Consider the following 24436-nt stretch of genomic DNA (forward strand, 5'->3'; position numbering starts at 1 on the left):
CCAGTGGCGAGCCACACCTTCACACCGCTCGGGACCGGGATCATCGCCGCTCCAGAACATCGAGGATCCGGCCGAGCGCCTCGCTGTCGATATCACTCTCGACCCGCAGGCGGCGGGCGCCGCCAAGCTCGATCGTCACCATGCTGCTCTTCTTGCGCGGCCGGGTGATCGGCGGTGGCGTCGCCGGCGGTTGCGGCGCTGGCAGCGCCTCGACGACTTCCACGGGAACGAGCTGCGGCACGGACGGCGCGGAGATCTGGCAGAGCTCCTTGCGCCACCGGAAAAGCTGGCTCACATGGATGCCGGCCGACCGTGCAATCTCCGAAACACTGGCTCCAGGCTCAAACGTCGCCGCGACCAGCCGCTCCTTCTCCTCGCGAGACCATCGCCGACGCCGCTCGACCGATGTGATCACCTCGATCTGATGCTTCGTCATAGGGCTACTCCTAGTGCTTGCACTAGGACTTGCAGCCTTCAGCCTACCTCAGCAAGGCGGCCGTCACCGTGGGGATACGGTGGAACGTAGATTGCGGTTTTTGGCCTGCTTCCTGATGAGGACCGGTGGAAAAGGTGCCAGGCCCACCTCAAGCAGCATCCGCAGAAATAGTAGGACCCGACAGCCATATGGTCGCTATAGACGAATGTCGCGCTGTGCGCCGTCGCTTACGCACTTTGCGTAACCAGTGGGCACGTTTGCTGGCGGGAACATGCCCAGGGACACTGAACCTCCGGGGACACGATCCGCGACACGACGCCCAGGCAATGCGGAAGGGGGTTGGGGCAGGCCAAAATAACCAAGATACCTCTGTACCATCAGGCGCTTAGGGCAGAACACGTCAGACCGGGTTTGTTCGCCTTCGAATCTGGGGATTTGCATGACATAGCCGGACCAACTCGACCTCCATCGAAGCAGGTCGCCGAAAAAATTTGCAGACAGTGAAACCTTGCGCCAGGAGCCGTCAGTCATGTTCGATGAGAAGAAGATAAACCGGATCATTGCAAGAACGGCTCGCCGCATCTCAAGCGAGTTGGACAGGATGCGTGCCGATTTGCCCGAAGAGGCAGCGCCGCAAATGGCACTCGAATTAGTTCTCCGGAGGCTGGTGCCGCTTCAACCCGCGTTCATGACTCTCATCATGGAGCATGAGGACTTTCGTGAGGCCTTCGAATCGGCACTATCCATGATTCCGGCATCGAAAGGCGCGACTTACCGGTAACAACTGCTTCAACCGCCCAGCAAAAAGCGACACGAAGTGGCCATCCGACTGTGCGTCGCGCTTGGGTCGAATGCAGATGCCCTCCTCGGACTGGAGCCAATCGAGCACAACCCCCTCGGTTTCTCCGAATCTTTAGGGCAGTGTCATCGCAATTCTTCTTCTCTGTTATCGACCAAGTGCTATTCTAATAGTGGGTCAGTTGTCTCCTGCCTCCCCTTGAACCCTTCAAGGAGGAAGGCAAATGAACGGTCCCGATATCCTAGCCAGTTTGCGGGACGAACTGGCACTGAAAATCCAACATCATACGCCACCCATCCCCAATGCCCTCGACATCTCCCCTTGGTTAGCCATGGCCTTGCTGCAGAAGGCGATCCGGCGGGGGCATCGGCAATTCGCTTTGCAGGCTGCCGCCACACTGGTTCAGCAGTCGCACGAAGGGTTCTGGCGGCGTTGCGGCGTCATTGCATTCGAAGATGTTGGTGTGGCCGATCTCGCCACTGTGAGCCTGGTAATCGCATCCCTTGCCGGGAAGACGTTCCGGTCACGTATCGGCGGCGAGTGGAGAGTTGCCAGTTTCATTGTCGAGCGGCTGGTGAACGCACCGAAGTGTCGCGCGGCAGATGACCTCCTCATGTTTGCCGAGCGGCATCCCGCCTTGGAGAAAAGCAGGCTAGAATTGACCTATGCAACGATCCCGGAACTGCTGCGGATAGCAGACAGCAATACCCCCCTGCCGAAGCGAGCGTTGGCCTTTTGGTACGCTGTGGGGACCGACCGTTGCCCGTCCCCGCATCTGCGGACAAGAAGGGGAGATCCACAGACGGTCTTCGACGCGATGTGCGAAGCCGGTCATCCCCACACCTTGGTCGAAGTTGCGAGGGAAGGGTTCCGCCGGACTAGCCAGGTCCTCTGTCCGCTAGTTGTCCTGATTTCGACGCTGAAGCCGGTCCAGCCAACAGCAGTCGAGGACGACGACTTTCCGCCCGAAACCATGTGTGGGGTCGTGCCTAGTTGGTCGCTGGACCGATATTCGAGGGAGGGACGACATGCTTTGCAAAGATTGCTCCGCCGCGATTGCGCGACCGCTCGCTGGATCCGTTGTTGCATCCCCCCGTCCCAGCAGGTCAACTTCCTCGGCGACATCCTGTTTGCTGTCGAGGGTCAACTTCTACGCGCCCACTATCGGTGGTCCGTGGCGGACGAACTGCGAAGAACCTGGCAAATTGAATGTCAGGGACCGTCTTGTCTAAACGCCACCGAAATCATCTCATTGCTTCGTGCAGATATCTGGCTCCTGAACGAGGAGCGCCAACATGTCCTATGACCGTCTAATTCGTGATAATCCCCTCTTATCGCGATCTAAAACTTGCGAACTTGATCTTACGGACAGCCAACAACTGGTGGAGGAAAAGTGCGCGACCGGAATTGAAATTAACTTCACTGCCGCGCTGTCGGAAAAAGTTGCCGCATACGTCGAGCAGGGATTGGCGACCAATTCCAAACGCGCTTATGCCGCTGATCTCGCACATTTTGAAGCCTGGGGCGGGAGCATTCCGTCAACTGATGCTGCAATTGCCAGCTACCTGGCAGAACACGCCGAAACCCTGGCCGTGGCCACACTTTGTCGGCGTCTGGCAACCCTCTCCAAAGCTCACACTGCGAAGGGTCTCGTCAGCCCAACATCGTCCGAACTCGTCAAAGCGACAATCAGGGGGATCAAACGCAGTCTCGGGACCGCCCAAGCCGAAGCCAAACCTCTGCTGCGTGATGATCTCTTTCTGATCCTTGAGAAGATGGCCGATGACATCAAGAGCATCCGAGATCGCGCTTTGCTCCTGGTCGGCTTCGCGGGAGGTTTCCGGCGCTCCGAACTCGTTGGCTTTGATGTGGAGGACATCGACTATGTAAGGCAGGGCATCATCGTCCATCTACGAGGGTCGAAAACCGACCAGGAGGGCAGTGGACGAAAGATCGCAATCCCATTCGGTCGAACTCGATGGTGCCCAATCAATGCGCTTGATCTGTGGCTGTCCCGATCCGGTATTGAGGGGGGGCCGCTGTTTCTGGGCGTTGACCGGCACGGCAATATCAGTGGCCAGCGCCTGTCTGGTGAAGCTGTCTCGCTTGTGTTGAAGGAGCGGCTGGCGGAGACCGGGATCGATCCATCCGGCTATTCGGGCCACAGCCTTCGTGCCGGATTTGCTACCAGTGCAGCAATGGCAGGCGCATCGGTATGGAAGATCAGGGCGCAGACCGGCCATGCCTCCGACGCCATGCTGGCTCGCTACATTCGCGACGGCGACATGTTCACGAACAATGCGGCAGGCACAGTCTTGTAGTTGCTTGAACGCGCCTCTCCGGTTAGGAGGCCGAAACCCTGTATTCGTGCCCGTGAAGCTTGCGGCATTGGTCAAAGGAATTCCTGTATGGCGTGCCTTATCTGCGGCGAAGAAAGGACTATCGACGCCCACCTGATCCCGAGAGCCTTTGCTGTCGAAATCCAAGCGTCTCCTGGCGAGAAGCATGTGCTTACGTCCCCACGTGGCAGCGGCTTTAAGACAACAAACACGGGGCGCTACGATCGAAATATCCTTTGTGGCAAGTGCGACGGTATTCTCGGCAAGCACGAGGGGTATGCCTTCAGCCTCCTCACGAAAGCTCGTGCGCAACACACCCCTCCGGGCCGGCTTTTAGCTGTCGATCCATTGGACGGCGATGGGCTTGTCCGCTTTGCTGCCGGAATAGCTTGGAAATACGCGGTGACGAAGCCGGAGTTTGGCCGCATCAGCGTTGGTCCATATGAAAGCGTTCTAGCGGATGTGGCGTTTGAACGCACTGATGTTCCACAGGCAGTTGATGTCTCGGCGTTTCAGCTCCAAGCCGGTGACAGCGAAGCCTATTTCTATCGCATGCCGCTTCTTGACCGGAAGGAGGGTGTCAACCTAGTCCGCTTTTCCGTGGGTGGGTTTGTGTTCATCCTCAAGGTAGATCGGAGGCCGAACCCCAGCATGCCTCCTGCTGAATGCTGGTTGAGAGGCAAGACCGCTGGCGCATTCATGATAGCTCCGGCCCACCTTTTTGAGGAATGGAACCTGCATGCCGAGAGTTACCAAACTTCTGGTGCGACGAGGTTCTTCACGAACATGCGGAACCGGAAGGCGACGGCCAGAGCACTATAGAAAAAAGATCCGCCTCAGCCAAACGGTGCGGCTGGTACTGCCTGAGCCGCTCATGACAGAGTTCTCAGGCGGATGCATCATCTCGCGACACCGGTTCCTGGAATCGCTTTGCCGCCGTAAAAAGCCGATCCTGTAGCCATGCCTTGAACGCCTTGTCGGTGTTGTAGAGCGCGTATAGATCGGTGTGATCGGCCAAGCTGCCGAGCAGTTCGTCGTCGACCGCCCGATCGTGTTCGATCCGGGCGTTTTGTGGATCGTTGTTTCGCAACGCGTTCTGCACCCGGTCATTTGCGCCGATCTTTTGTGGCAGTTCCTCGAAAAGGAAGCGCGTGACGCGATCCTGATCGCGAAACTCCGTCGCTCCAAAACGCTCATTGAAGTCACGGATCACGCTGCTGAGCTGGTCTATTTCCGGCTCGGAGTGACCACCCGCAGCACCCATGGGGACTGGATCAATCTCAGCATCGGCATCGGTCAACGCGATCTCCATCGCTGCCTCGACCTCAATACGATAGCTGTCCATGTCGATGGCTTCGAGTACATCGACAGGTGTTTCGTCGCCTGCGGGACTGGGCAGCTTCGGGATGAGTAGGGTGAGAAACGTCGATAATTTCTCCCATTCGGGGACAGCGTATCTCAAGATCGCGCCGAGAAACGCGTAGGTCCGAACGAACGCCTTGGCCGCGCCCTTGAAGGCGATCTGATCGTCTTCCGCTAGCTGCTCATATTGCGCCGAGCAGGCATCCAGAGTCGGGTCGAGCCGGTCGCGCGCTGCCGCCTCCAGGAATAGCGATACGATGTTTCCGACATCCTCATCTGTGTAGATGGCGGCGCCGTCGAGCCCCCGCTTGAGATCGTGGAGCTTATTGGGGTCGGTCTCTCCGGACAGAATCGTAGTCCTATAGAAATCCGAGAAAGCAGCCTCGATAACGGCCGGTCCATTGCGGAAATCCAGCACGAACGGTTCGGTCTTTCCCGGCCGGGCTCGATTGAGACGGGACAACGCCTGCACCGCCTTCACTCCCGCGAGTGTCTTGTCGATGTACATGGCAAACAGTTTCGGTTGATCGAAGCCGGTCAAATATTTGTCGGCGACCACGAGGAACCGATAGGGATCAGCGTCGAACTTTTCCTCCAACTCACTGCTTGGAAATCCGTTGAACGATGCCTCCGAACGTTGATCCCCCGCATCGTCGACCGTGCCCGAAAACGCGATGATGGCTTTGTATGGCGAACCCCTCTTGACGAGAGCCGCGTTGATCGCCCGCCAATAATCTATCGCGCGCTCAATGCCGTCCGCCGCCATAATGGCGCGCGCCTCGCCGCCGACCTTCCGCCGGGCGATTACCTGGTCGAGAAAGTGATCGACGACGATCCCAGCCTTGGTGGCGATGGCGTGGTCGTGCCCTTCGACGTAGTGCCGCAGCGACTTCAAGGTGCGCGAGACGTCGACTTCCGGGTCGTCCGCCGCCGTCTTTGCCAGCCGATAATAGCTCGAGACCGGCGTGTAATGGGCGAGCACGTCGAGAATGAATCCTTCCTCGATCGCCTGCTTCATCGAGTAGAGATGGAAGGGGCGGTGCTTGACTACTCCTTCTCCTTCATAGCGCTCGCCGAACAATTCGAGGGTTTTGTTCTTCGGCGTCGCGGTGAAGGCCAAGTAGCTGGCGTTGTCCAGCATCCGCCGACCTTCGATGATCGAGAGGATTCGGTCTTCGGTCGTCATCTCGTCGTCTTCGGCGTTCGTGCCTAACGCGTTGTTGAGCGCGCCGGCCGCGCGACCGCCCTGGCTGGAATGCGCTTCGTCGATTACGATGGCGAAGCGCCGGCCGCGGTGCGTACTGCCGATGTCGTCAAGAATGAACGGAAATTTCTGGACTGTCGTGACGACGATCTTCTTCCCGCTCTCGATAAAGTCGCGCAGATCGCCGGATCGTTCGGCGTGACCCATTAGACGCGCCGTTTGCGCGAAGCCGCCGATGGTATCCTTCAGGTTTTTATCCAGCACTTGGCGATCGGTCACCACAATTACGGTGTCAAACACAGGGGTGTCTTCGCGTTCCAGCCCCACGAGTTTGTGCACCGTCCAGGCAATCGAGTTTGATTTGCCTGAACCTGCCGAGTGCTGAATGAGGTAGCGCTTTCCCGCCCCACGATCGGTCGCGTCAGCGCACAGCGCCCGCACTACGTCGAGCTGATGGTAGCGGGGGAAAATCGGCTTGCGCTCGGTGATCCTGCCACGCGCGTCTCGCTCCTCGACAATGCCGGCGAAGTTCTCGATTATGTCGGCGAGGCTGCGCTTGGCAAGCACTTCGCGCCACAGATAATCGGTCTTGATACCGTCCGGATTGGGCGGGTTGCCCGCGCCATCTTTCCAGCCGCGATTGAACGGCAGGAACCAGCTCTTCTGCCCGGCGAGCTGACTGCACATCCGCACTTCGCGATCGTCTACTGCGAAGTGGACGGCACAGCGGCCGGGGCGAAAAATCAACTCCCTTGGGTCGCGGTCAGTTTTGTATTGCGCCTCCGCATGAGCGGCTGTCTGGCCGGTCAGGCTGTTCTTCAGCTCGAACGTGGCTAACGGCACGCCGTTGACGAACAGGCCGAGGTCAAGAGCGCGCCGCGCTGTATCGAGCGAGTAGCCGAGCTGGCGGGTGACCGAGAAACGATTGTCGGCGAAGCGCATTGCCGCCGTGACGTTTCCCGGCGATGGCAACGAATAGTAAAGCCGCACTTCGTAGGGACCGTGGCGGACGCCGGCACGCAGCACGTCGATAACGCCGCGCGCGGTTATCTCGCCGCGCACGCGCGCTAGGAATGAGCGCCGCACGGGCGTGTCCGCGTCAATCGACAGCGGACCGACAAGATCCGGCTGGGTGGCGTGGATGAAGGCTGCGAGTTGGGCGATGTCGAGCGCGTGGACCCGATCGAAATCGTTGCGGTGTCCCTCGACATAATCGTTGGGGCCGATGTATGGACTACTCCCTTCTGCGACGGCGGCCACGGGGGAATCGTCTGTTGATGACGCGCCAGTCAACGCGCCGACGATCAAGGATTCCAGCCCCCCTTCGCTGATGTCAGTCGATCGGCTCAAGCTCGTCCTCCATTTCCTCGTCGCCCAACGGCTCGTCGGGAGGGACGTTCACCACCTCGCCCGCGGGTAGCCTCGCCTCCCGTACATCGAGTTGCCCCATTACGACCGCAGCGATTAGGGAATCGCGATACTCTAATATCAGATTGATCTCGGTACCGATGCGTTCCTTAGCAACGTCGAGAGGTTTCGTTTCCTCACGAACTGCATCCAGTATCGACTTCTGGATATTGGGGGCGGGTACCCGAACTTTCATAGCCCCTAATCGAGATCCAGATATCTCCTGAAAAGTGGTGCCAGTCGCCAGAACCCTCATTTCTGGAACAAGACGACTAATGGCGAGAGCTAAAAACTCTGTCGAAATCTTGGAACGATCCGGCACTAGCGCCTTGCATCCTTGGTTGGTGGCAAGGGCAACGTCGGCGATTGCGATGTTGCCGACTGGTGCGCGTGTTGTGAGTATGACTGAGCCTGGCGGGACGATCGAAGCTGCACAATTGCGCAGCCCCGCCTCTGTCAACTTACGGCGTGAGTCAGAAAGGCGGTTAGACGCACTAATGTCAGGTGGAGTAACCCAGATAATGTCACCACCCCAAAAATCAGTATTGGGCGATGGTGTCGAACCTCCGACGATACCGTGCAACGCCCGTTTGAGCATCATTTCGATTCCGGTGCTGATATCATGCTTGGTCAGGACAGCTTCGATGATTTGCGCGCGCTGCTCATCGAGGATAGCCACGGTTCGGCGTTTGGCGGCGACAAGGCGTTGCACCTGGGTCGTGTAGGCGTCGAGGAAATGGGCGATCCGGCGCTGCTCGTCAGGCGGCGGCGTCGGAGAAAGCAGTGGCTTGAAGTATTGCCAGTAGAGACGGTTGCGATCCGGCACGATGCCCCGCGAAGCGAAATCTACTTCGCGCATATAGGCGGTAGTTCGAAACAGATAGGCGTAGAATCTTGGATCGACGCCGTCCTGCGGGCGGGCGACCACATAAGCAGGGCTGATAAGCCCGTCGCAGGGCGCAACGCCCACCGCGCCCTGCCACATGCGCATGATGTTATAGGCAATGTCGCCGTGGACCGCGCGCTTGTACTTCGCCCGATCTGCCATTTGTTGCTTGCGACCCCCCTCCATATCCCGGACTCGCACGCCCGTGCGCAGCGAAACCTCAAGGATAGGTAGGTCGGGGAAACCCGTTTCGTTCCGCTCGGCGAACAGCCGGCCGTTCCGGACGACATCCCAATGCGCAGGGACGCGACCGAGCCAATCGATGCCGCTGTCCCGGTATTCGGGATAAGGTCTCAACCTGGTGCTCACGCGCCGGCCTCGACCAGCACGGCATCGAGCAGTTGCTGGGTCTGACGTTCCAGCGCGTCGATCTCTGTCTTGATCTCCGCCAGCGGTCGGGGCGGCTTCGGTTTGTAGAAGTGGCGGGCGAAGGATATCTCGTAGCCGATTTTCGTCGCGCCCCGGTCGATCCAGGCATCCTTCGCGTGTGATGCGACCTCGCGCTCGAAGAACGTCTCGATGCCACCGGGCTCGTCGAAGGCGACTATCTCGGTATCCGACAGCATTTTGTCAGGCTCATAGGCAACGACCGCCGCCTTGCCTTTCTGCGTGACAGCAAACAGGCCACCGAGTGGATCGGCAGACTTTGCGGACGGCTTGTGCGCTGCCTTGACGATCGGCTTGGCAACGTGGGAACGCCAACTCATCGCCCGTGCGATCAGCCGCGCCTCCGCAGCCTTAAGTGCAGGCGTGCGCGCTTTGGCTGCCTCGAGCACCTTGGCCTCGAACACGCCATAGTCATCGTATTCGTCCTCGCCGACCGCCTTCATCAAAGCCTCGGCCGCTTGGTGCAGCCGCCGGTCCCGCGCCCAGGTCGACGGATCGAGCAACTTCTTCACCGTCTTCTTCGGAATGCGCGGCGTCGCCTCGACAGCCTCGGCGGACTCATCCTGATCTTCTTCAGCTTCGTCGGTATCGGGCTCGGGGGGATCGAGATGCAATCTCAAACGCTCGGCCACCGACGCGAAATCGTCGAACAGAACGTCGCCGAACTCGGCGAGCAGCGCTTCGCGCAAGGGACGGTGCCCGCTCTGGAACCGAAGCGCCTCGATCCCTTCGCGGGTGAAGCGCGACGCCAGCCGCAACGGACGCTCCACCAAAATCTTCCAGTAGCCAAAGGAGTCGTTTGGCAACACGACGGAGATGTCGCTCGGCTTCATTGCAGCATAGGCGCTCAATACCGTCTTGATGTGCGCGGGGGCCATCTCGCAATTACGCTTGCCTAGGTTCCGCGACAGTGGCTTGAAGAGCTTGGTCGCATTGATCAGCTGGACCTTGCCCTTGCGCGCTTCCGCCTTCCGGTTGCTCAAAACCCATACATACGTGGCTATGCCGGTATTGTAGAAAATGTTGAGCGGCAGCGCGATGATCGCTTCCAGCCAGTCGTTTTCAATGATCCAGCGCCGGACATTGCTCTCGCCGGAGCCGGCTTCGCCTGTGAACAACGCCGAGCCATTGTGAACGTCCGCGATACGCGAGCCTAAGGGCGTATCCTTCATCTTCGACAGCTTGTTGACCAGGAAGAGGAGCTGTCCATCGGACACGCGCGGAAAAAGGCGGAGCCGCTTGTCATCGCCCGCGACGCCATCGTGATCGACCACGAAGCGCGGATCGTTCGCTGCCGCTTTGCCGCCCATCTCGGCCAGATCGATCTTCCACGTTGTCCCAAAGGGCGGATTGGCCATCATGAAATCGAACTTCAGGCCGTTTCTTCCGTGAGCATCCGCCGACAAGGTCGAGCCGAAAGCAATATTCCGGGCCTCGTCTCCCTCGCCCTTCAAGAGCAAATCTGCCTTGCAGATCGCGTAGGTCTCGGGGTTGAGTTCCTGTCCATACAGGTGGATTTCAGTCTTTTTGCCTTCCTTGCGGGCAAGATCTCGCAGCTTGGCTTCGCCGACGGTCAACATGCCGCCGGTTCCGCAAGCATCGTCGTATAGAAGATACGTGCCGTCGCCGATGCGGTCCTTGATGGGACGGAAGACCAGCTCCGCCATGAGTTCTACGATGTCGCGAGGTGTGAATTGCTCGCCAGCACCTTGGTTGTAGTCTTCGTTGAACTTCCGCAGCAGTTCCTCGAAGATGGTGCCCATCGTATGATTGTCGAGCGCGGGAAGCCGAACCCGTCCCTGATCGTCCCGCACGGGGGTCGGTGCTAGGTTGAACCGTTCATCGCAGAACTTTTCAATGAGCGCGTGCAGACGATTGTGTTCGGCAAGACGACCAAGTTCTTCACGGAACTTGAATCGCGCGATGACCTCGCGCACGTTTTCTGAAAAGCCGTCCAGATATTCCTCGAAATCGGCCTTCTGGGTAGCAGGATTAGGCCTCGCAAGAAGCTGTCTAAGGGAGAATGGCGAGCGGTTATGGAAAGCTTGGCCTGCGGCCCGATCAAGCGCAGGCCCCTGTGCCGCTTCGGGCACGCCCGCCGCATCCAATTCGGCCTTGCGCGCGAGAACATTCGCGCGCGTCGGCTCCAAGACCGCGTCCAGCCGACGGATGACTGTCATAGGCAAAATGATATCGCGATACTTGGTCCGGTCGTAAACGTGGTGGAGCACATCATCAGCGATGCCCCAGATGAACCCATTGATATTCATGCCCTTACCAGCCCGCCGGAAGAAACTAAGTGTGCGCCCCGAGCGTCCCGGCGGTCTTCGAAATCGTCGATTGCCCTGATCACAGCTTGCTGAATGATGTCACCTGTCGGCATTTCGTCGCTTCCCTTAATTGTCCCGAGCATCTGCTAGTCCGCGCGGTTTGCATCCAAACGAAACCGCACGCAGCCTTATAAATCGGCAAGGCTGGCATTCTCTCCCAATGGTGGGTACGCCGTGTCAAGCGGATCCAAGAAGAAACCGCTTGGCCCTTCGTCTTGGACCTGACGGCGAGCCAAGCAGCCTTCCTTGAAGATGACGGAAAAATAGATGTCGAGATTTGTCCTTTGATCCCATTCGAATCCGGGCCACAGCTTGCGTGCTGGGTTGTGACAAGCGCAGCACCAGCAGGAAGTGAAGGCGTTCCGTTTTTGCGTGTTAAATAGGGGAGAACTGACCGGTTCAGCTACATTCCAGTAGACGACAATGGCAGACTAATCGGCCTTTTTCATGCGGAGCGATGGTTTTCGAAACGAGCCCCAAATGAACAAGTCGGTAGCTATTTTGAACCCCTTTCCGAGGCATCCTTAATTGGCGCGAACGCGGGGACGCGCAGACGAACAGCCATGCCAATTGGTTGTCTCCGGTTCCAGGATTGACGGACTGGTCAGTCTTTCAGATATGCAGAAACTGCCAGTTCGGGCTGCATTATTCGGCCTTGTGACCGGAATGGAACTCACGATGTCGGAACTTATTCGCCGGCACTTCCACGATACCAAGGAATGGCTATCTGCCTTAAGCCGGGAGCGTCAGACCAAAATATCCTATGAGATCGGGCTATCAAGGCAAGCTGAAGGTTATGTCGATGATATTTTGTTCACTCAGTTCTGCGACAAGGCCGATATTATTCGGAAGAAGATCATATCGGGAAGCAGCAAAGGCTCACTTGATAAGAAATTCAAAGCCATACAGCAGCTTCGTAACGACTTGGCCCATGCGAACGATTACGCGGCGACGCCGCAGCGCACAGTGTTGCGGAGGTAGTTAGATGCATTTTCGATCTGCAATCCAGATTGTCCAACCTCATCGATTGCGGGGCTGCATCCGCCTCACCAGCGCAAGTTTAAGTAGCCGCCAAGCAAATGAAAGGCCCCAAATTGCCGATACCTGACTACCAGACCCTCATGCTGCCAGTCCTGCGTCTAGCTGCCGAAGGTGAGAAGCGGGTAGCTGATGTCGCAGACCGTATTGCCGACGAGTTTGGCCTTTCGCAGGAGGCTCGCCAGGAGCTTCTCCCAAGTGGTCGACAACGCCTCCTACACAACCGCATCCATTGGGCAAAATTTTACATGTCAAAGGCGGGGTTGATTGCGTCACCGGCTCGGGGACGGTTCATCGCGACGGATGCTGGTCGAACCTTGCTGGCTACCAACCCGAGTCGCGTTGATGTCAACCTGCTGATGAAGCAGCCATCTTTCCAAGAATTCTACAAGGCCAGCAGCCGAGCCACTGATGATGCCCCCACGGGCCAGATCAAAGCCCATGCTTCTGATACCGCTATAGCGACGCCGGAGGAGCAAATTGAGGCCGCCCATCAGACTGTCCAGTTAGCGTTGCGGGCGGAATTGCTGGAACGCATTGCTCAGAACAGTCCCGCGTTCTTTGAGCAGTTGATCGTCAATCTACTCGTCGCCATGGGTTACGGTGGATCCCATAAGAATGCCGCCGCCCAACTTGGTCGATCTGGCGATGGCGGAGTCGATGGCGTCGTGAACGAAGATCCCCTCGGTCTCGACAGGGTCTATGTGCAAGCGAAGCGTTATGCAGAAACCAGCACGGTGGGCCGTCCAGATGTTCAGGCCTTCGTGGGCAGCCTTGTTGGGCTGGGTGCAACGAAGGGTGTTTTCGTCACAACATCCACCTTCAGCCCGCAAGCACGAGACTTCGTGAAGCATCTCTCCCAACGAGTGATATTGATCGACGGTCAGCATCTCTCCGATCTCATGATGGAACACGGGGTTGGCGTGCGCATCAGCCGCGCCATCCAGTTCAAGCGCCTGGATGAGGATTTCTTCACGGAAGAATGACGGGGCATAGCTCCTCTTAGAGGGGAGCGGGGGAGTACCAACTGACCCATGACAAAGATCTATTTTCCAAGCCAAGGGGCGGACGACTGGCGACGACTGCTTGCGGACCCGGTGAAACACTGGCGTTCTGGTTATTCGGCGATGTGCCTGGCTGAATGCTGGGAAAATGCCGGTGGACTTCCACCTGAAATCGCACGTCTTCTGACTGCCATCGGGTCGGCTCCCGAGCTACTTGTTGCCCTTCCAGAACATAAGGTGCCGCTACCCGGTGCACGGCGGGGCGACAGCCAGAATGACCTGTTCGCGTTGATCAGAGCTGGGGGTCAAACTGTTGCCCTCACCATAGAGGGGAAAGTTGATGAGCCATTCGATCAGCCGCTCGGAATGTGGCTGGCGAATGCCTCTGACGGGAAGCGAGAGAGGTTGGCTTTCGTGTGCGACTTGTTGGGCCTGACACAGCCATTGCCCGACAACATCCGCTATCAATTGCTTCACCGTACAGCCTCCGCTGTCATCGAGGCGCGACGCTTCAAGACTGACGCGGCGGCAATGATCGTCCACTCCTTCTCGCCGACACGAAGGTGGTTCGAAGATTATGCGGCCTTCGTCACCTTGTTCGGCGCGATTGCGGGACCTGACCAGCTTGTGCGCCTCCACCCCGAAGGCACGCCACGGCTTTATGTGGGCTGGGCGTCAGGCGAGATCCACCATCACCCACAAAACGGTTCGCTTCCAGCTTTCTAGCCCCGCCAGTGCTATCCTTTCGACATCGCTTCTCCACTACACCTTGCAATGGGAATGCCGCCCTACGTACGTCCTTGGCGCAATCCCGGACCTGGCGCAGTGCGTGCAGAATTTCGGGCCGATCCTGTTTCGAGCCGAAACAAAGCCGTCCGTGCAATGCCGTCGGTGCAGATTGCGATTACCATTGGATACGCTCTCTGCGTCCCCCGTTTGATATTGCTCTTGAGGATGCCGCCTGCATAGTTAGGTTGAGAGCCACGATCTTCACCCGGCATGCACCTGAGAGCGCAGGATTTGTAGGCTGGCTGCCGTTCGCAGATGCGGGCTCGGCCATGTGCCCGGTCACTGGGGGGCGTGTATGTAGTCACCTACGATGGTGGTAACCCTGTCGCGTTTGCAGAGAAGAATTGTGGCGGCTGGTTCAAAGGCAGGGATCCATCGATTTCGCATGAAGCGCTTATGGCTAACTGGGTCGATGGTGCGGAGGTGGTTTACATCGGCAAAGCCAATCAGCTGCGCCGCCGACTGCGAGAGTTCGCAGCTTCGGTGCTGGGAAGCCTATCGGCCATTGGGGTGGTCGGTTAATTTGGCAGCTTGCCAATCTCGCTAACCTGCGCATCGCATGGAAGGAAACGCCTGGCGAAGTTCCGCGTTCTGTTGAAGCAAAACTTATCCAGCAGTTCCGATCAGTTTACGGCAAGCCGCCCTTCGCCAACGATCCTCACCGGCTCGGTATATAGTTGGAGGGCTGCCTTCAGTCGTATTCAACCCCACGCCAAAGGCCGGCAAAGGCACGCCACTCGCCGATCTTGACCAGCATCCAATCCATCAACCCACCTTGACCAAGGCCGCCCAGAGCGAAATCACCTCGCCTGTATGCGATTTTTGGGCGATTGGTTCTTTTGACGGACGATATCCCGGCGTGCCAGGCTTCCAGCGATTCGACGGACTATCCAGCTGTCAGCGGCCAGGCCAGGCACACAAAAAGATGGACTTGCCGCCCGAACCGCTTCCGGTGAACTCTTTGGCGCGAAGATCCCAGCGCGTTCGACAAACCCCGCTTCAGGTGAAGTTAATTTCACTTCGCCATTGATCTCACCTCAGTTTGAACGGCTCAGTTTCCTGTTCACCTATCCGAACGGAGGTCGGGGTGGTCCGATGAATGTTGGTCGGAAATTTTGATGACCTCCTTGGGTCCCAACCTTCACAGCCCGGCAAGGTGCGGATGTATGTGGCGGGATGCCGGTTTCCTGAGTAAAATGAGGGAGGTGCTGGACGAGGAGCAGGGGACAATGATACGCGAAAGGCGTTGGACGCTCTTTCACAAGACTACCTCCGAACGCGCAGACTTGATTTTGCGCGATGGGTTCCGAGATGGAGAAGGTTGCTACATGACCGACAAAGAGATGCGCGGGGTCTTTCTGTCGGACCGCCCCCTGGACGCCAATGAGGGCGTCGCTCTTGGCGCAGACACGATCCTAGCCGTAGAATTCAGCGTTCCCCTATCGATCTTGGATGATTACGAGTTGGTGGAGGAGGGTAAAGGCTACCGCGAATGGACCGTGCCGTCAGATTTTATTCGACAGTTCGCGAGAACACGGATCGTGCAAGCGGAGGAGGCCTCCTGCGGTGACATTCCAACTGGCGGCATCTGACGACAAAACAGCTCGGCCATCGGTCTCGTCGGACACCGTGACCCTTGTGTCATGCGTGAAGTCGAAACTGCCTCACAAGGCGGCGGCAAAAAAGCTGTACACGTCTGCCCAATTCCGAGGCAAAAGGCGCTTCGCTGAGGCGACGGGCAAGCGATGGTACGTGCTCTCTGCGCTATACGGATTGGTCGAACCCGATACGACTATCGATCCCTATCATCGCACCTTGAAAACACTGCCGACAGAACAGCGTCGTATGTGGGCGCAAGAGACGTTCAACGCGTTGATGCAAGCGGAGCCGGGCCTTCAGAATGTCATCATTCTCGCCGGTCAGCGTTATCGAGAATTCCTTGTCCCGAAACTGCTCGACCTTGGTATCAAGGTGGACATTCCAATGGCTTATCTCCGTCAAGGGGAGCAACTCGCTTGGCTAGCAGGAGATCATGGCAAGGCTGGTTGATGTTCTGCAGTTCTACGGTTTAATGGAACGTCTGATCCGTCTCCAAAACGGTCCCTGGCGGTTGGCCAACCTCGGCCCTTCGATGCCGAGACGCGGTGTTTATTTCTTCTTCGACGAAACAGAGCCCAGGAGTGACAGCGGCCATGGTCCTCGTCTAGTCCGGGTTGGCACTCACGCCCTAACGACAGGCTCAACTTCGACCCTGCGCCAACGGCTGGCGCAACATCGCGGCAAGCTCGATGGCGGCGGAAATCATCGAGGATCGATATTTCGGCTGTTAGTCGGTCAGGCGCTGATGGCCAGTGGCGGCGGACCGTTGTGCGCGTCATGGGGGATCAAGGGTGACTTTACGAAAGCGGCACTTGCTTTGGGGATGGCGCTCGCCGAATTGGTCTTTTCCCCGACCACCGGGGAAGTCTGTAATTTCGGTGCAATTTCATTTAGGTTACTCGTCATACCAACCCTCTTGTCCAAGGGGCGACCCGTATGGGTCAAATGAAGAGCCACATCTGCTGCCGCGCCATTTGTCTACTGTTCGGCTTACTATCTTACGAAGACCCGCGACATTGCGCGCTTGCCAAACGCTATCAATTTTAGCCCAGCACACACCTACTTCGTCGCCAGCCGGGTCGCCACACAGCTCTTTTGCTCTTTGGGTGGCTTTCAAAAATTCAGATTCAACTTGACCGGCCGACTCCGCAAAATTAGTTCCCAATTCCGCGGATGCTAACGCCACTTTTAGTGGGTTTGGCACTTGCACGCCTACTCCCTTTAAAGCTTCAAAAAGGTCTTTTATCTCCTTTATTCTAGCTCTCGCCTCCGCGACTTCCTTTGCGTTTGTAGCACGGTCGCAGGGGCTCTGGGCCTGAGCCGACTCCATTGAAGTTATAAACAAAACTGCCAAGATAGATCCAAGCAAGAAGCGCATCATTTCTAGTCCTCAATAGCGGGACGTTTGCGTACTGCTTTCGTGAGGCCCTGCAGGGTTGGATCTCTCAACCCTTGTCTTAAGCCTCCAGTCACTTAATCGCGCATGTCGGGGGACATGTTCGAGTAACCCCACCACCATTAAATGTGGGTGTCGGATATGAGGGTGCAGAGGGATAACTTGGCTGGTAGCTGGGTTTCGAGGCACCTCCACCTCTACCAGCATTATACTGATCGTACCAACCTTCCTGACCTCGTGGATCTCCGTATGGATTGAAACTCCCATTGCTATAGGCGTTGGAGCGTGCGCTTGGCTGGTAGGCCGGCCGTGCATAGAAAGTGTTGACCATTCCCGCGGCAATGTTCAGCATCTGCATAACTTGTTGGCGCTGCTGCACCTTTCTGTAATATGCGGAATCAGCCAATTGCCTCTGACGCTGTAGCTGCAGATAGACTTGCCGCCGCTTCTCATTTTGGATTTGCGCTTTTAACCGGGCACGATACTCCTGGTTTCGTTTCAGCTCCAATTCGACCTGACGCCTTTGGTCTTCGAGGCGCATATATTCCGAAGATTTTTCAGTGACCGCCGCATCAAACTCCTTATTGAGTTGATCCAAGGACGCCGCATTTTCTTGTGCTGCTCCCCTAGCCCTGTTAGCCGCAGACTTCAGCGCTGAATCTAACTGGCTACTCAGATCATCCAACCCTTGCGATTTGCTTGCAGTCGGTTGCCGGGAAGTCAATGTACTGTCCGTGGCTATGCTTGGGCGCTTGGGCTCCGATTTTGCCCTACAGCCACGGATGTACTTATTATAATCACGGATACCTCTGTTCTGATCCCATACATCGTCATAGCATTCGCTCGCCTGGTCGCACGCCTCGTGAGTTGATTTGGAAAAGGGCTCTCCCTGTTGACAAGCGTCGTGCGGTCCCCGGCAAATCTCGATGCCATCTAGTTCGCGATATTCAACGAGCTCGCCGCGGAGTGGGCAACGGTCCAAGTTAGGATCGGCCCGAGCAATGCTGGACAGGTCGCGAGAAGTTTGAGCGCTCGAAAGCGTCGTTGCTGACGCAAGTGCAAACAAAGATAAAGTGACTTCAAGGATTCTCCCGGATTTCATATCGTTGCCCCAGGCTCCCTTATGGAACATCTGCTCTAGGCACCAGCATGGTTTTCGACACCCAACCCTCAACTCCAGCCCACTTTATTTTACACCACTCAAACTTATAGCCACTGACCTTCTTGCAGTCAGTTGGAAAAAGTGGGCCACTCGTCATAGGAATCGCGCCTGCAGGCGACTCCTGTTTCCCGGGTAGTTTGCGAATGATCAAAGCCTGGACAGGCGGAGCAGCCTTAAATTCATATGCGCCGGCTGAAGGTCTTGTTGTAATTCCGGTAGATGCAGCCTGCATCAGTATCTTGATCGCGAGTACTACATTTGAAACCTGATCAGGACAAAGGCCCTTTATGTCAGACAGCTTGCTTCGGCTTTCTACTAACGTGCGGTTATCGTCAAAATTTACGCTGATATTCCCATATTTCGGGGTTCCGTCTGGAGCAATGGGATAGCCGTACTCGAGATATTCGTAATACGAGATGCATTTATCACCATTCCGGCAGTTCAAAGTGATCGAGGTTGCGTCAGATTCAACAGACGATAACTCTGCCCAATTGGCGGCAAATTGGTACGTGCTGGGTTGTTCTTCTCCTATTGTGTCCCAGGCCTGAAGCTGGCTCACATCAATATCCGGATCCACAGTCTTATCAATAATCTTCAGTCTAATCCCCAACTCAAACTCGTCGCCGATTGACGAGAAAACTGAATGTCTGGTGGTGTTGCCATCGACCACATTTTTAATGGGACATTTTAGAGCTGTGGCAAGTAACTCGACCGCCTTTTGAACCGTTTGTTCAGTACTCAATTCGTTCTGTTGGGAGAATGCTGTGCCAGGAGGCAGTGCAAGAAACGACAATGCCAAAGGCATCGCTACTGATTTCCGGCAGTTCGTTAGCAACAACATTAGTTACCTTTCGCCTCCGTGGTGTGTGGAAGCTTAAACTGCTGATGTTGGAGTCAAGCCGGGGTAATCTGATTCCTCCCGGTAGCCTGCGATACGATTAGATCTGCAGTGGTTCGCGACAGCAATGTCGCCACTGTCCTAGTCATTCGCTTCATATCGCCAGGGTAGCCTAGCGGTAAGCGCCCCGCAATTGCAAGCGCTAGTTCGACAGGGCAATCGGGTGAGTTGGCGCGTGACATTTGGAGCCGCTTGCTTCGATTCGGAGATTCGTTGACGGCAGCGGCCGAAGAGACGACACTGGAGTGCGTTGTTCTCTGGAGCATTTTGCGGATTGCCGGATCCAAGGCAGCTCCGCAAGGTGACTTGTCCGCTGGACGAGATCCTGCTTTTGTCGCCGCTTGCGGTATTGGCCAGGGCCAACACTTAATTTCGGGGAAGTTCTGACGTTCTTGCCAGGCGCTTGGGGCCGCGCCCTACAAAATCTCCGAGGAAATCGAATGCGGCTGTATGGCCGTCAAAAGGGCTACAAAGGGTTTGGCTGAATTTCGGCTCCCGTTCGAAAATGGCGGAGGACAAAGCCGCTTTATTGCCCGAAAATTGGTGGGAATTTGGTAGGCGATTAAATTGCAATCGGTGCACATTCCTCTGGCTCTGGTACAGACTTCTGGTACATTTTCCTGAGTACTAGATCTGCGGGCCCGCCTAAGTCCTTGAAAGCGTTCAAGGGAGGGTTTTCGGGTTATTCTCCCTCCCTCTCCGCCAGTCAATCCCCGAAATCTCTTTATTTCCAAGGCTTTTAGCAGTTCCGGTTAGAAGGCTACTAACCAATCTTCTAACCACCATTCGCTTTTGCCGGTTCGAATAGGCCGCGCGTCACCCTTAGCGCCTCATGCACGTCCTCACGGCCCGGTTGATACCGGATCAATGTGGTGCATAGCTCATCAGCGGATCGATCAAAGCATTAGGTTCTACTGCGGCTACGTGGATCAACGTTTACTGGCGGGAACCGCAAAAATTCCAGACCGCGCAACCCTCTCAACAGCCTCCCGTCGAATTGACAGCGTGGAGGCATCAACGAAATTCACTATTTTGCCGGTGTGGAGCCCAGAGGATCTAAGCTGAGGCGTAGACGGGGATTTTGGGCCGGATGCATTCCAAATAGGATCAAACGCGAGCTGATTAGGTTCCGCGGGTTTTTTTTGCTTCGCCATTAGGCCACGCTCCCCTTTCCTAGCGGCGTCTGTTCCTTGTCGGTTAGATCGGCAATCACTTTAGACTCGTATTCGGCAGGCGAATCAAGTGCCATTCGAAAGACAGGAACAGCCGTCTTATGGTCCATCGTTAATACTCGCCCGTCCTTCTTTCTTTCCGCTGTAGGCTGAAAGAGCCTGAGGTAGTTGCGTGGTGCCACTCCGTCGAACTGCCGGAAAATTACCTTTGCCCTATCGTCGGGATCTTCCGTGACAGCGTCCGAGTGAAGCACAGTTGCAAGGCTCTTCCGGTAGGGCTGTATGTACACAACGCTGCGAATTCCTGCTGCTACGATGTGGCGAGCGCAATTATGACACGGGTAGGTGTTCGTATAAAGCGTAGAGCCTACAAGCGAGTGCTTCCCCTCGCGCGCAATCGCCAGGATCGCGTCCATCTCGGCATGAATCGAGCGCGAAAATTCGATTAGGTCGTCAACTTCTGTGCCAGCTAGAACGTCAGCCACTTCTTTCGCTTTCGTGCCGTTCTTCACAAAGTTAGCGCCAAGAATCCGGTCACGAATGCGGTCCATAATCCCGGTTCTACGCGTTTCGTTATGACAGATGCGCTGCCCCCATTTGAAGCAGCGATGATCATTATCTTCTATGCGGCGCTTCTCTTCGCTCCAGACAGATTGATCGTCTTCACCATACAGACCGCCTCCAAATTTGGGAACATCGTTCCAGCCTACCGAGATCAGCTCTCCACTCTTAGAAACGATGGCCGCACCCACTTGGCGCGACATACATGCCGAGTTCGAGGCCGCAGAGGTGGCCTCATACATGGCAGATTCTGCCCTCGTGGGCGTCCTTATCTTTGTGCCGAAAATGATGTCTAAAAGTCGCTCAACACTTGAATGTAGCTCTTCCTTTTTTCTGTCATTGCAGAGGAAAAAATCGGCCCCGACGAAAACTTTGCGTGTCTTCTGCCCGAAAGTGGCGACCTCATTCTGGTCTCGGTTAATAATACCATCGGCCTCGTTTGCATTGGTGCCATCATCAATGAGCCGCTGTCGTCGCAGATTGTCTGGAGCGAACACTCCGAAGAGGCAAAGCGTCTCTCCGTAAATTGTCTTCAGTAGGTCCAATTCTTCTGTGTTTTTGATTGAATCGATGATGTAGGCCCGGCGACCTGGGAGGGGTATTTCTCCTTTGTAGCCACCCTCTTGTTTTCTGAACTTGACGATTTGCTCGACCGCCTTCTCTGCCAGATAATCGCTTCCAAACTTTTCGCGCAGCTTGTTGCCGATATCCTGCATTTCGGTGATATAGGTACCAAGTGGTGCCCTAGCTGTGAGCGCTACGCCCTCCACCCTGTGAGCTTCCGCCTTTATAATCGTACTTGGTTTGATAATCGGGCAAACGTCATAACCATATTTTTGGGACAGCAGGTCAGCCAAAAACCTCGCAGTCGTCGAAACGCCCGATGCTACCGGGCCAACCAACGCGATAATCAGCTCCTGCGAGAGCCGGTCGCTGATAGTGTTCGCTACTTTTTCAAAATTCCGATTGTCCTGCCCAATGACTTTAACAGCCAGTCCCATCCGATATCCCCCCTTTTTAGCGGTTTTATAACGATATATTACTAACTATTTCTCCCATGTTAACTAGATGCGAGGTGGAGCTATTACCGCCTTGTAGGCGGTAGGTCGCGTGGTCAAGCGCGTTTCAACCGGAAAACCAGCCCCCTGATGCAAGCGGATGGTTCTAGAATTTGGGTCTACGAGGCCGCTTCCATCCCAGGTCTCAAAGGGACGGAAAGAACCGTTGTCTCGGCTGCTCAACGCCGGGGATGTTCTGGACCAAGTCCTTAATCGGGTTTTGGCCGGTATACACGAGATGGCGTTCCTGGCCGTAGGCCTCGGATATTTTTGGCTTATCTGTCCTATAGAAAACTTGCTTCCGAGCATGAACCTGAATTGCGTGGTTTAGCCGGTCGGTCTCATCGCCGTTGATCACGAGCGTGAAGAACCTAGGAAGCGTGCGGTAACTCATTGGCCTCACAAGTAAGGCCGCAATGTTAGGGGTGAGCGGCGCAAGGAGCGTCGGGGAATGCATGGCGTTCAGCGGGGATCGGATGTTGTGATAAAATCCGTCGCCAAAAATGAACTCCCTGTTCGGCGAATAGATTGCCACAAACTTTCCATCGATCCCGATCTGTTGCACGGCATCTTGATGCGTGTTTCGCATGTTAAGGCCGATAAGGGCGTTCCGCTCAGCCCCTGGCAGCGGACCCCGAAAGTGCTCAGCAACGCGGACTGCGCTTTCCCGGTTCATCGGACTTCGAACGGCAAGCGAAATCAGGCCTTCGGCCAACTTTGCCAAATTGTCGTCAGATACGTCTAACGGCCGAAATCGAGTAGCGAGTGGTTCAGAGCTTGGGACGTCGTCGTGCCCTAGCCCTTGAAGCCATTTAATGGCGCTAGGAAAGTTACGGTCTGCCCTATCGAAAACGTTCTCAAAATCCTGATCAAACGGCGTAGCTTCGCCGGGCTGTCCCAGGCGTATCTGATGGCCGTTGCCGATGAGGCCGAGGTTCTTGGGAGGCATGCGCCTCACCGTGCCATCTGGCAGCAACCAGTTAGTGAAACCTTCTTCGTCTTTCCAGAAGGACGAAACGCCTTCCGGCCACCAATGATGACGTGCGGATTTGAGATCGGCCAAGGGTGTCCCGCCTTTAGGAAAGGATCACCCACAATGTAGTTCTAAAATTCCGAACCCCAAGTCTGGCGATGGTCCTTTCATTTTATCGTCCATTGATCGCCCGCAGCGCATGGTGAGAAATCCGACATGGCAGCGGCGATGAGCCCTCGGGACGTCAATGTCCTGCTCGCGCGGGCTGGGTCATGTCCTTTGCAGGTCCGCACCAAGAGGGGCTGGAACTCGCCAAGCGAGCATGCAAGCTGGAGCCGCTGCTGCCTCCTGCATTCGTTTCCAGCCTAGGGGACTGCTACTATTTGGCGCGCGAATTGGAGGCCGCTCTCGCTGCGTACAGAACGCTGATCGATGCGCCCTACTTCTTCAAGCTGAACGAGGCAACCTGTCTTGCCCAGCTAGGGATGACAGACGAAGCTCGTCTAATTGTGCAGACGGCACCAGACGCGTTTGATACGACTGTGCACGCGCACATCTGCGCAAAGATGTGTGCGCTTGACGAGGATCGGGAGTTCGTTCTTGACGGATTTCGCCAAGCGGGAGTGCTTGTCTGATGGCCATCATCCGCTTGCCGAGATTTGAAGTGAGCTTTGCGCGGCGCGCTCGCTGATCGGACAACCCAACGGAGGTGAGATGAGATGTCGATTAACGAGGACTTGCAGAACGTCTATAACGCCTACGCAAAGGCCTATCGGGGGAAGGATGCTGCCGGCTGCGCCGCCGTATTCACGCAAGAGGGCGAGGTCTATTCCCCATATGCGCCACCCGCGCGGGGTCGAACGGCGGTCGAGGCTCTCCACCGAGTATGGACGCAACTGGGCGGTGACGACAAGCAATTGTCGGTCATCGACGCCGGCAGTTCCGGCGACCTCGCCTGGTGCCTGACCGCCTACCGTGACGAACACGAGAAGGGCACCTCGCTCAATGTGTTCCAGCGCCAGCCCGACGGCAGATGGTTGATCCGGATATGTAGCCTCAACGAAGACAAGCCTTGAAAGTGTCGGTCTGTCGTCGTGCGACCCAGCCCCGCCATCGGCGTGCGGCAGTCAAAGTACAAAACGCTTATTCGCCAGCATTCCCCTCGGCTATAGAGCGTTTTCTTAATTTCGAGCCGACATCGCAAGCGCCGTTGCGGTACCGGATGCACGTCCAAGATCAGGGCGAACCGGCATGCCCTCAGACTTCATCCAAAACCGCTTTTAGCTAGTGCCATGTCATAAGAAGGCGTAGGCTTTGCGCTTTAAGGAGCCAGCATGAAAGTCCCAGATTTGCCACGTCTTGAGAACCTGGACGAAGCGGAAGAGGCAATTGCTCAACGAGAGAGACTGACACGCGTAAAGGACTTCCTGGTCCTGCAGGGCGCGGAGGAAGAATTGGTCAGTGCGGTCGAGGAAGCCATCGATGACATTAAGCAATGGATTGACCCAGAGCTAGAGGAGCTAATTCAACGAGGAGGGGGGCGGTCGGGAACGGCCTAGACCAGTTCCTCGGTTTT

The 24436-nt window shown here is 56.5% G+C and carries 21 protein-coding genes; 13 read left to right on the plus strand and 8 right to left on the minus strand.

Translation table 11 applies throughout. The features are described 5' to 3' along the window. Positions 1–40: 40 nt before the first annotated feature. Complete coding sequence (gene tnpA, locus NKH36_RS00005) at positions 41–436, minus strand: IS66-like element accessory protein TnpA (protein ID WP_352959362.1); 396 nt, start codon at positions 434–436, stop codon at positions 41–43. 529 nt (positions 437–965) lie between these two features. Between tnpA and NKH36_RS00010 the strand changes: the two genes are divergently transcribed. From NKH36_RS00010 to NKH36_RS00025, 4 genes are all read left to right on the plus strand, one after another. Further along, the gene (locus NKH36_RS00010; RefSeq protein ID WP_352959365.1) at positions 966–1217 is read left to right on the plus strand and encodes a hypothetical protein; all 252 of its coding nucleotides are present in this window, start codon (positions 966–968) and stop codon (positions 1215–1217) included. Between the two features lie 241 nt (positions 1218–1458). Beyond that, complete coding sequence (locus NKH36_RS00015) at positions 1459–2541, plus strand: hypothetical protein (RefSeq protein ID WP_352959368.1); 1083 nt, start codon at positions 1459–1461, stop codon at positions 2539–2541. Beyond that, entirely contained in the window at positions 2531–3556 is a 1026-nt protein-coding gene (locus tag NKH36_RS00020) for a site-specific integrase (protein WP_352959371.1), read from the plus strand. Before NKH36_RS00015 ends, NKH36_RS00020 begins: the two co-directional genes overlap by 11 nt. A gap of 87 nt (positions 3557–3643) precedes the next feature. Continuing rightward, positions 3644–4396 (plus strand): hypothetical protein, encoded by a 753-nt coding sequence (locus NKH36_RS00025; RefSeq protein WP_352959374.1) that lies wholly within the window; start codon positions 3644–3646, stop codon positions 4394–4396. A gap of 64 nt (positions 4397–4460) precedes the next feature. Here the strand turns inward: NKH36_RS00025 and NKH36_RS00030 are convergent, their stop codons facing one another. From NKH36_RS00030 to NKH36_RS00040, 3 genes are read right to left on the minus strand one after another with little or no spacing between them, the layout of a single operon-like run. Further along, positions 4461–7490 carry a type I restriction endonuclease subunit R gene (locus tag NKH36_RS00030; RefSeq protein WP_352959377.1) on the minus strand — a complete coding sequence of 1010 codons (3030 nt, stop codon included), beginning with the start codon at positions 7488–7490 and terminating at the stop codon, positions 4461–4463. Further along, positions 7474–8802 (minus strand): restriction endonuclease subunit S, encoded by a 1329-nt coding sequence (locus tag NKH36_RS00035; RefSeq protein ID WP_352959380.1) that lies wholly within the window; start codon positions 8800–8802, stop codon positions 7474–7476. Before NKH36_RS00035 ends, NKH36_RS00030 begins: the two co-directional genes overlap by 17 nt. Further along, positions 8799–11150: a type I restriction-modification system subunit M gene (locus tag NKH36_RS00040; protein WP_352959383.1), complete on the minus strand. Its 2352-nt coding sequence runs from the start codon at positions 11148–11150 to the stop codon at positions 8799–8801. Before NKH36_RS00040 ends, NKH36_RS00035 begins: the two co-directional genes overlap by 4 nt. A 738-nt stretch (positions 11151–11888) precedes the next feature. Between NKH36_RS00040 and NKH36_RS00045 the strand changes: the two genes are divergently transcribed. The 6 genes from NKH36_RS00045 to NKH36_RS00070 all read left to right on the plus strand — a co-directional run bounded on the left by NKH36_RS00045 (position 11889) and on the right by NKH36_RS00070 (position 16589). Continuing rightward, a complete protein-coding gene (locus NKH36_RS00045) occupies positions 11889–12191 on the plus strand; it encodes a hypothetical protein (RefSeq protein ID WP_352959386.1) in 303 nt (100 codons plus the stop codon). Positions 12192–12289: 98 nt separating this feature from the next. Next, positions 12290–13234, plus strand: coding sequence for a restriction endonuclease (locus tag NKH36_RS00050; RefSeq protein WP_352959389.1), 945 nt, complete (start codon positions 12290–12292; stop codon positions 13232–13234). A 48-nt stretch (positions 13235–13282) separates the two neighbouring features. Then, positions 13283–13978: a DUF6946 family protein gene (locus tag NKH36_RS00055; RefSeq protein ID WP_352959392.1), complete on the plus strand. Its 696-nt coding sequence runs from the start codon at positions 13283–13285 to the stop codon at positions 13976–13978. Positions 13979–15369: 1391 nt separating this feature from the next. Beyond that, positions 15370–15633 (plus strand): hypothetical protein, encoded by a 264-nt coding sequence (locus tag NKH36_RS00060; RefSeq protein ID WP_352959395.1) that lies wholly within the window; start codon positions 15370–15372, stop codon positions 15631–15633. After that, positions 15608–16090: a DUF6884 domain-containing protein gene (locus NKH36_RS00065; protein ID WP_352959398.1), complete on the plus strand. Its 483-nt coding sequence runs from the start codon at positions 15608–15610 to the stop codon at positions 16088–16090. Before NKH36_RS00060 ends, NKH36_RS00065 begins: the two co-directional genes overlap by 26 nt. Beyond that, entirely contained in the window at positions 16074–16589 is a 516-nt protein-coding gene (locus NKH36_RS00070; RefSeq protein WP_352959401.1) for a GIY-YIG domain-containing protein, read from the plus strand. Before NKH36_RS00065 ends, NKH36_RS00070 begins: the two co-directional genes overlap by 17 nt. 520 nt (positions 16590–17109) lie before the next feature. On the opposite strand, the gene NKH36_RS00075 is transcribed toward NKH36_RS00070, so the two are convergent. From NKH36_RS00075 to NKH36_RS00090, 4 genes are all read right to left on the minus strand, one after another. Beyond that, positions 17110–18138 (minus strand): coiled-coil domain-containing protein, encoded by a 1029-nt coding sequence (locus NKH36_RS00075; RefSeq protein WP_352959404.1) that lies wholly within the window; start codon positions 18136–18138, stop codon positions 17110–17112. A 19-nt stretch (positions 18139–18157) separates the two neighbouring features. After that, the gene (locus NKH36_RS00080; RefSeq protein WP_352959407.1) at positions 18158–19003 is read right to left on the minus strand and encodes a hypothetical protein; all 846 of its coding nucleotides are present in this window, start codon (positions 19001–19003) and stop codon (positions 18158–18160) included. 1246 nt (positions 19004–20249) lie between these two features. Next, positions 20250–21830: an anti-phage dCTP deaminase gene (locus NKH36_RS00085; RefSeq protein WP_352959410.1), complete on the minus strand. Its 1581-nt coding sequence runs from the start codon at positions 21828–21830 to the stop codon at positions 20250–20252. A 202-nt stretch (positions 21831–22032) separates the two neighbouring features. Next, positions 22033–22950 (minus strand): hypothetical protein, encoded by a 918-nt coding sequence (locus tag NKH36_RS00090; protein ID WP_352959413.1) that lies wholly within the window; start codon positions 22948–22950, stop codon positions 22033–22035. A gap of 182 nt (positions 22951–23132) precedes the next feature. Between NKH36_RS00090 and NKH36_RS00095 the strand changes: the two genes are divergently transcribed. From NKH36_RS00095 to NKH36_RS00105, 3 genes are all read left to right on the plus strand, one after another. Next, positions 23133–23495, plus strand: a complete 363-nt coding sequence (locus NKH36_RS00095; RefSeq protein WP_352959416.1) for a hypothetical protein — start codon at positions 23133–23135, stop codon at positions 23493–23495. Positions 23496–23579: 84 nt separating this feature from the next. Continuing rightward, the gene (locus NKH36_RS00100; RefSeq protein WP_352959418.1) at positions 23580–23936 is read left to right on the plus strand and encodes a YybH family protein; all 357 of its coding nucleotides are present in this window, start codon (positions 23580–23582) and stop codon (positions 23934–23936) included. Positions 23937–24194: 258 nt separating this feature from the next. Continuing rightward, positions 24195–24419: a hypothetical protein gene (locus tag NKH36_RS00105; protein WP_352959420.1), complete on the plus strand. Its 225-nt coding sequence runs from the start codon at positions 24195–24197 to the stop codon at positions 24417–24419. The last annotated feature ends 17 nt before the right edge of the window (positions 24420–24436 follow it).

Origin of the sequence: Mesorhizobium sp. M1312 (assembly GCF_040318115.1) — a bacterium.
Classification (GTDB): Bacteria; Pseudomonadota; Alphaproteobacteria; order Rhizobiales; family Rhizobiaceae; genus Mesorhizobium.

Bases quoted from the DNA above. Each gene is read 5' to 3' on its own strand.
- NKH36_RS00060 (WP_352959395.1), top strand. From the start codon at position 15,370: ATGACCGACAAAGAGATGCGCGGGGTCTTTCTGTCGGACCGCCCCCTG.
- NKH36_RS00040 (WP_352959383.1), bottom strand. From the start codon at position 11,150: ATGAATATCAATGGGTTCATCTGGGGCATCGCTGATGATGTGCTCCAC.
- NKH36_RS00050 (WP_352959389.1), top strand. From the start codon at position 12,290: ATGAAAGGCCCCAAATTGCCGATACCTGACTACCAGACCCTCATGCTG.
- NKH36_RS00015 (WP_352959368.1), top strand. From the start codon at position 1,459: ATGAACGGTCCCGATATCCTAGCCAGTTTGCGGGACGAACTGGCACTG.
- NKH36_RS00045 (WP_352959386.1), top strand. From the start codon at position 11,889: ATGTCGGAACTTATTCGCCGGCACTTCCACGATACCAAGGAATGGCTA.
- NKH36_RS00025 (WP_352959374.1), top strand. From the start codon at position 3,644: ATGGCGTGCCTTATCTGCGGCGAAGAAAGGACTATCGACGCCCACCTG.
- tnpA (WP_352959362.1), bottom strand. From the start codon at position 436: ATGACGAAGCATCAGATCGAGGTGATCACATCGGTCGAGCGGCGTCGG.
- NKH36_RS00070 (WP_352959401.1), top strand. From the start codon at position 16,074: ATGGCAAGGCTGGTTGATGTTCTGCAGTTCTACGGTTTAATGGAACGT.
- NKH36_RS00020 (WP_352959371.1), top strand. From the start codon at position 2,531: ATGTCCTATGACCGTCTAATTCGTGATAATCCCCTCTTATCGCGATCT.
- NKH36_RS00095 (WP_352959416.1), top strand. From the start codon at position 23,133: ATGTCCTTTGCAGGTCCGCACCAAGAGGGGCTGGAACTCGCCAAGCGA.
- NKH36_RS00085 (WP_352959410.1), bottom strand. From the start codon at position 21,830: ATGGGACTGGCTGTTAAAGTCATTGGGCAGGACAATCGGAATTTTGAA.
- NKH36_RS00075 (WP_352959404.1), bottom strand. From the start codon at position 18,138: ATGAAATCCGGGAGAATCCTTGAAGTCACTTTATCTTTGTTTGCACTT.
- NKH36_RS00010 (WP_352959365.1), top strand. From the start codon at position 966: ATGTTCGATGAGAAGAAGATAAACCGGATCATTGCAAGAACGGCTCGC.
- NKH36_RS00100 (WP_352959418.1), top strand. From the start codon at position 23,580: ATGTCGATTAACGAGGACTTGCAGAACGTCTATAACGCCTACGCAAAG.
- NKH36_RS00080 (WP_352959407.1), bottom strand. From the start codon at position 19,003: ATGCCTTTGGCATTGTCGTTTCTTGCACTGCCTCCTGGCACAGCATTC.
- NKH36_RS00105 (WP_352959420.1), top strand. From the start codon at position 24,195: ATGAAAGTCCCAGATTTGCCACGTCTTGAGAACCTGGACGAAGCGGAA.
- NKH36_RS00055 (WP_352959392.1), top strand. From the start codon at position 13,283: ATGACAAAGATCTATTTTCCAAGCCAAGGGGCGGACGACTGGCGACGA.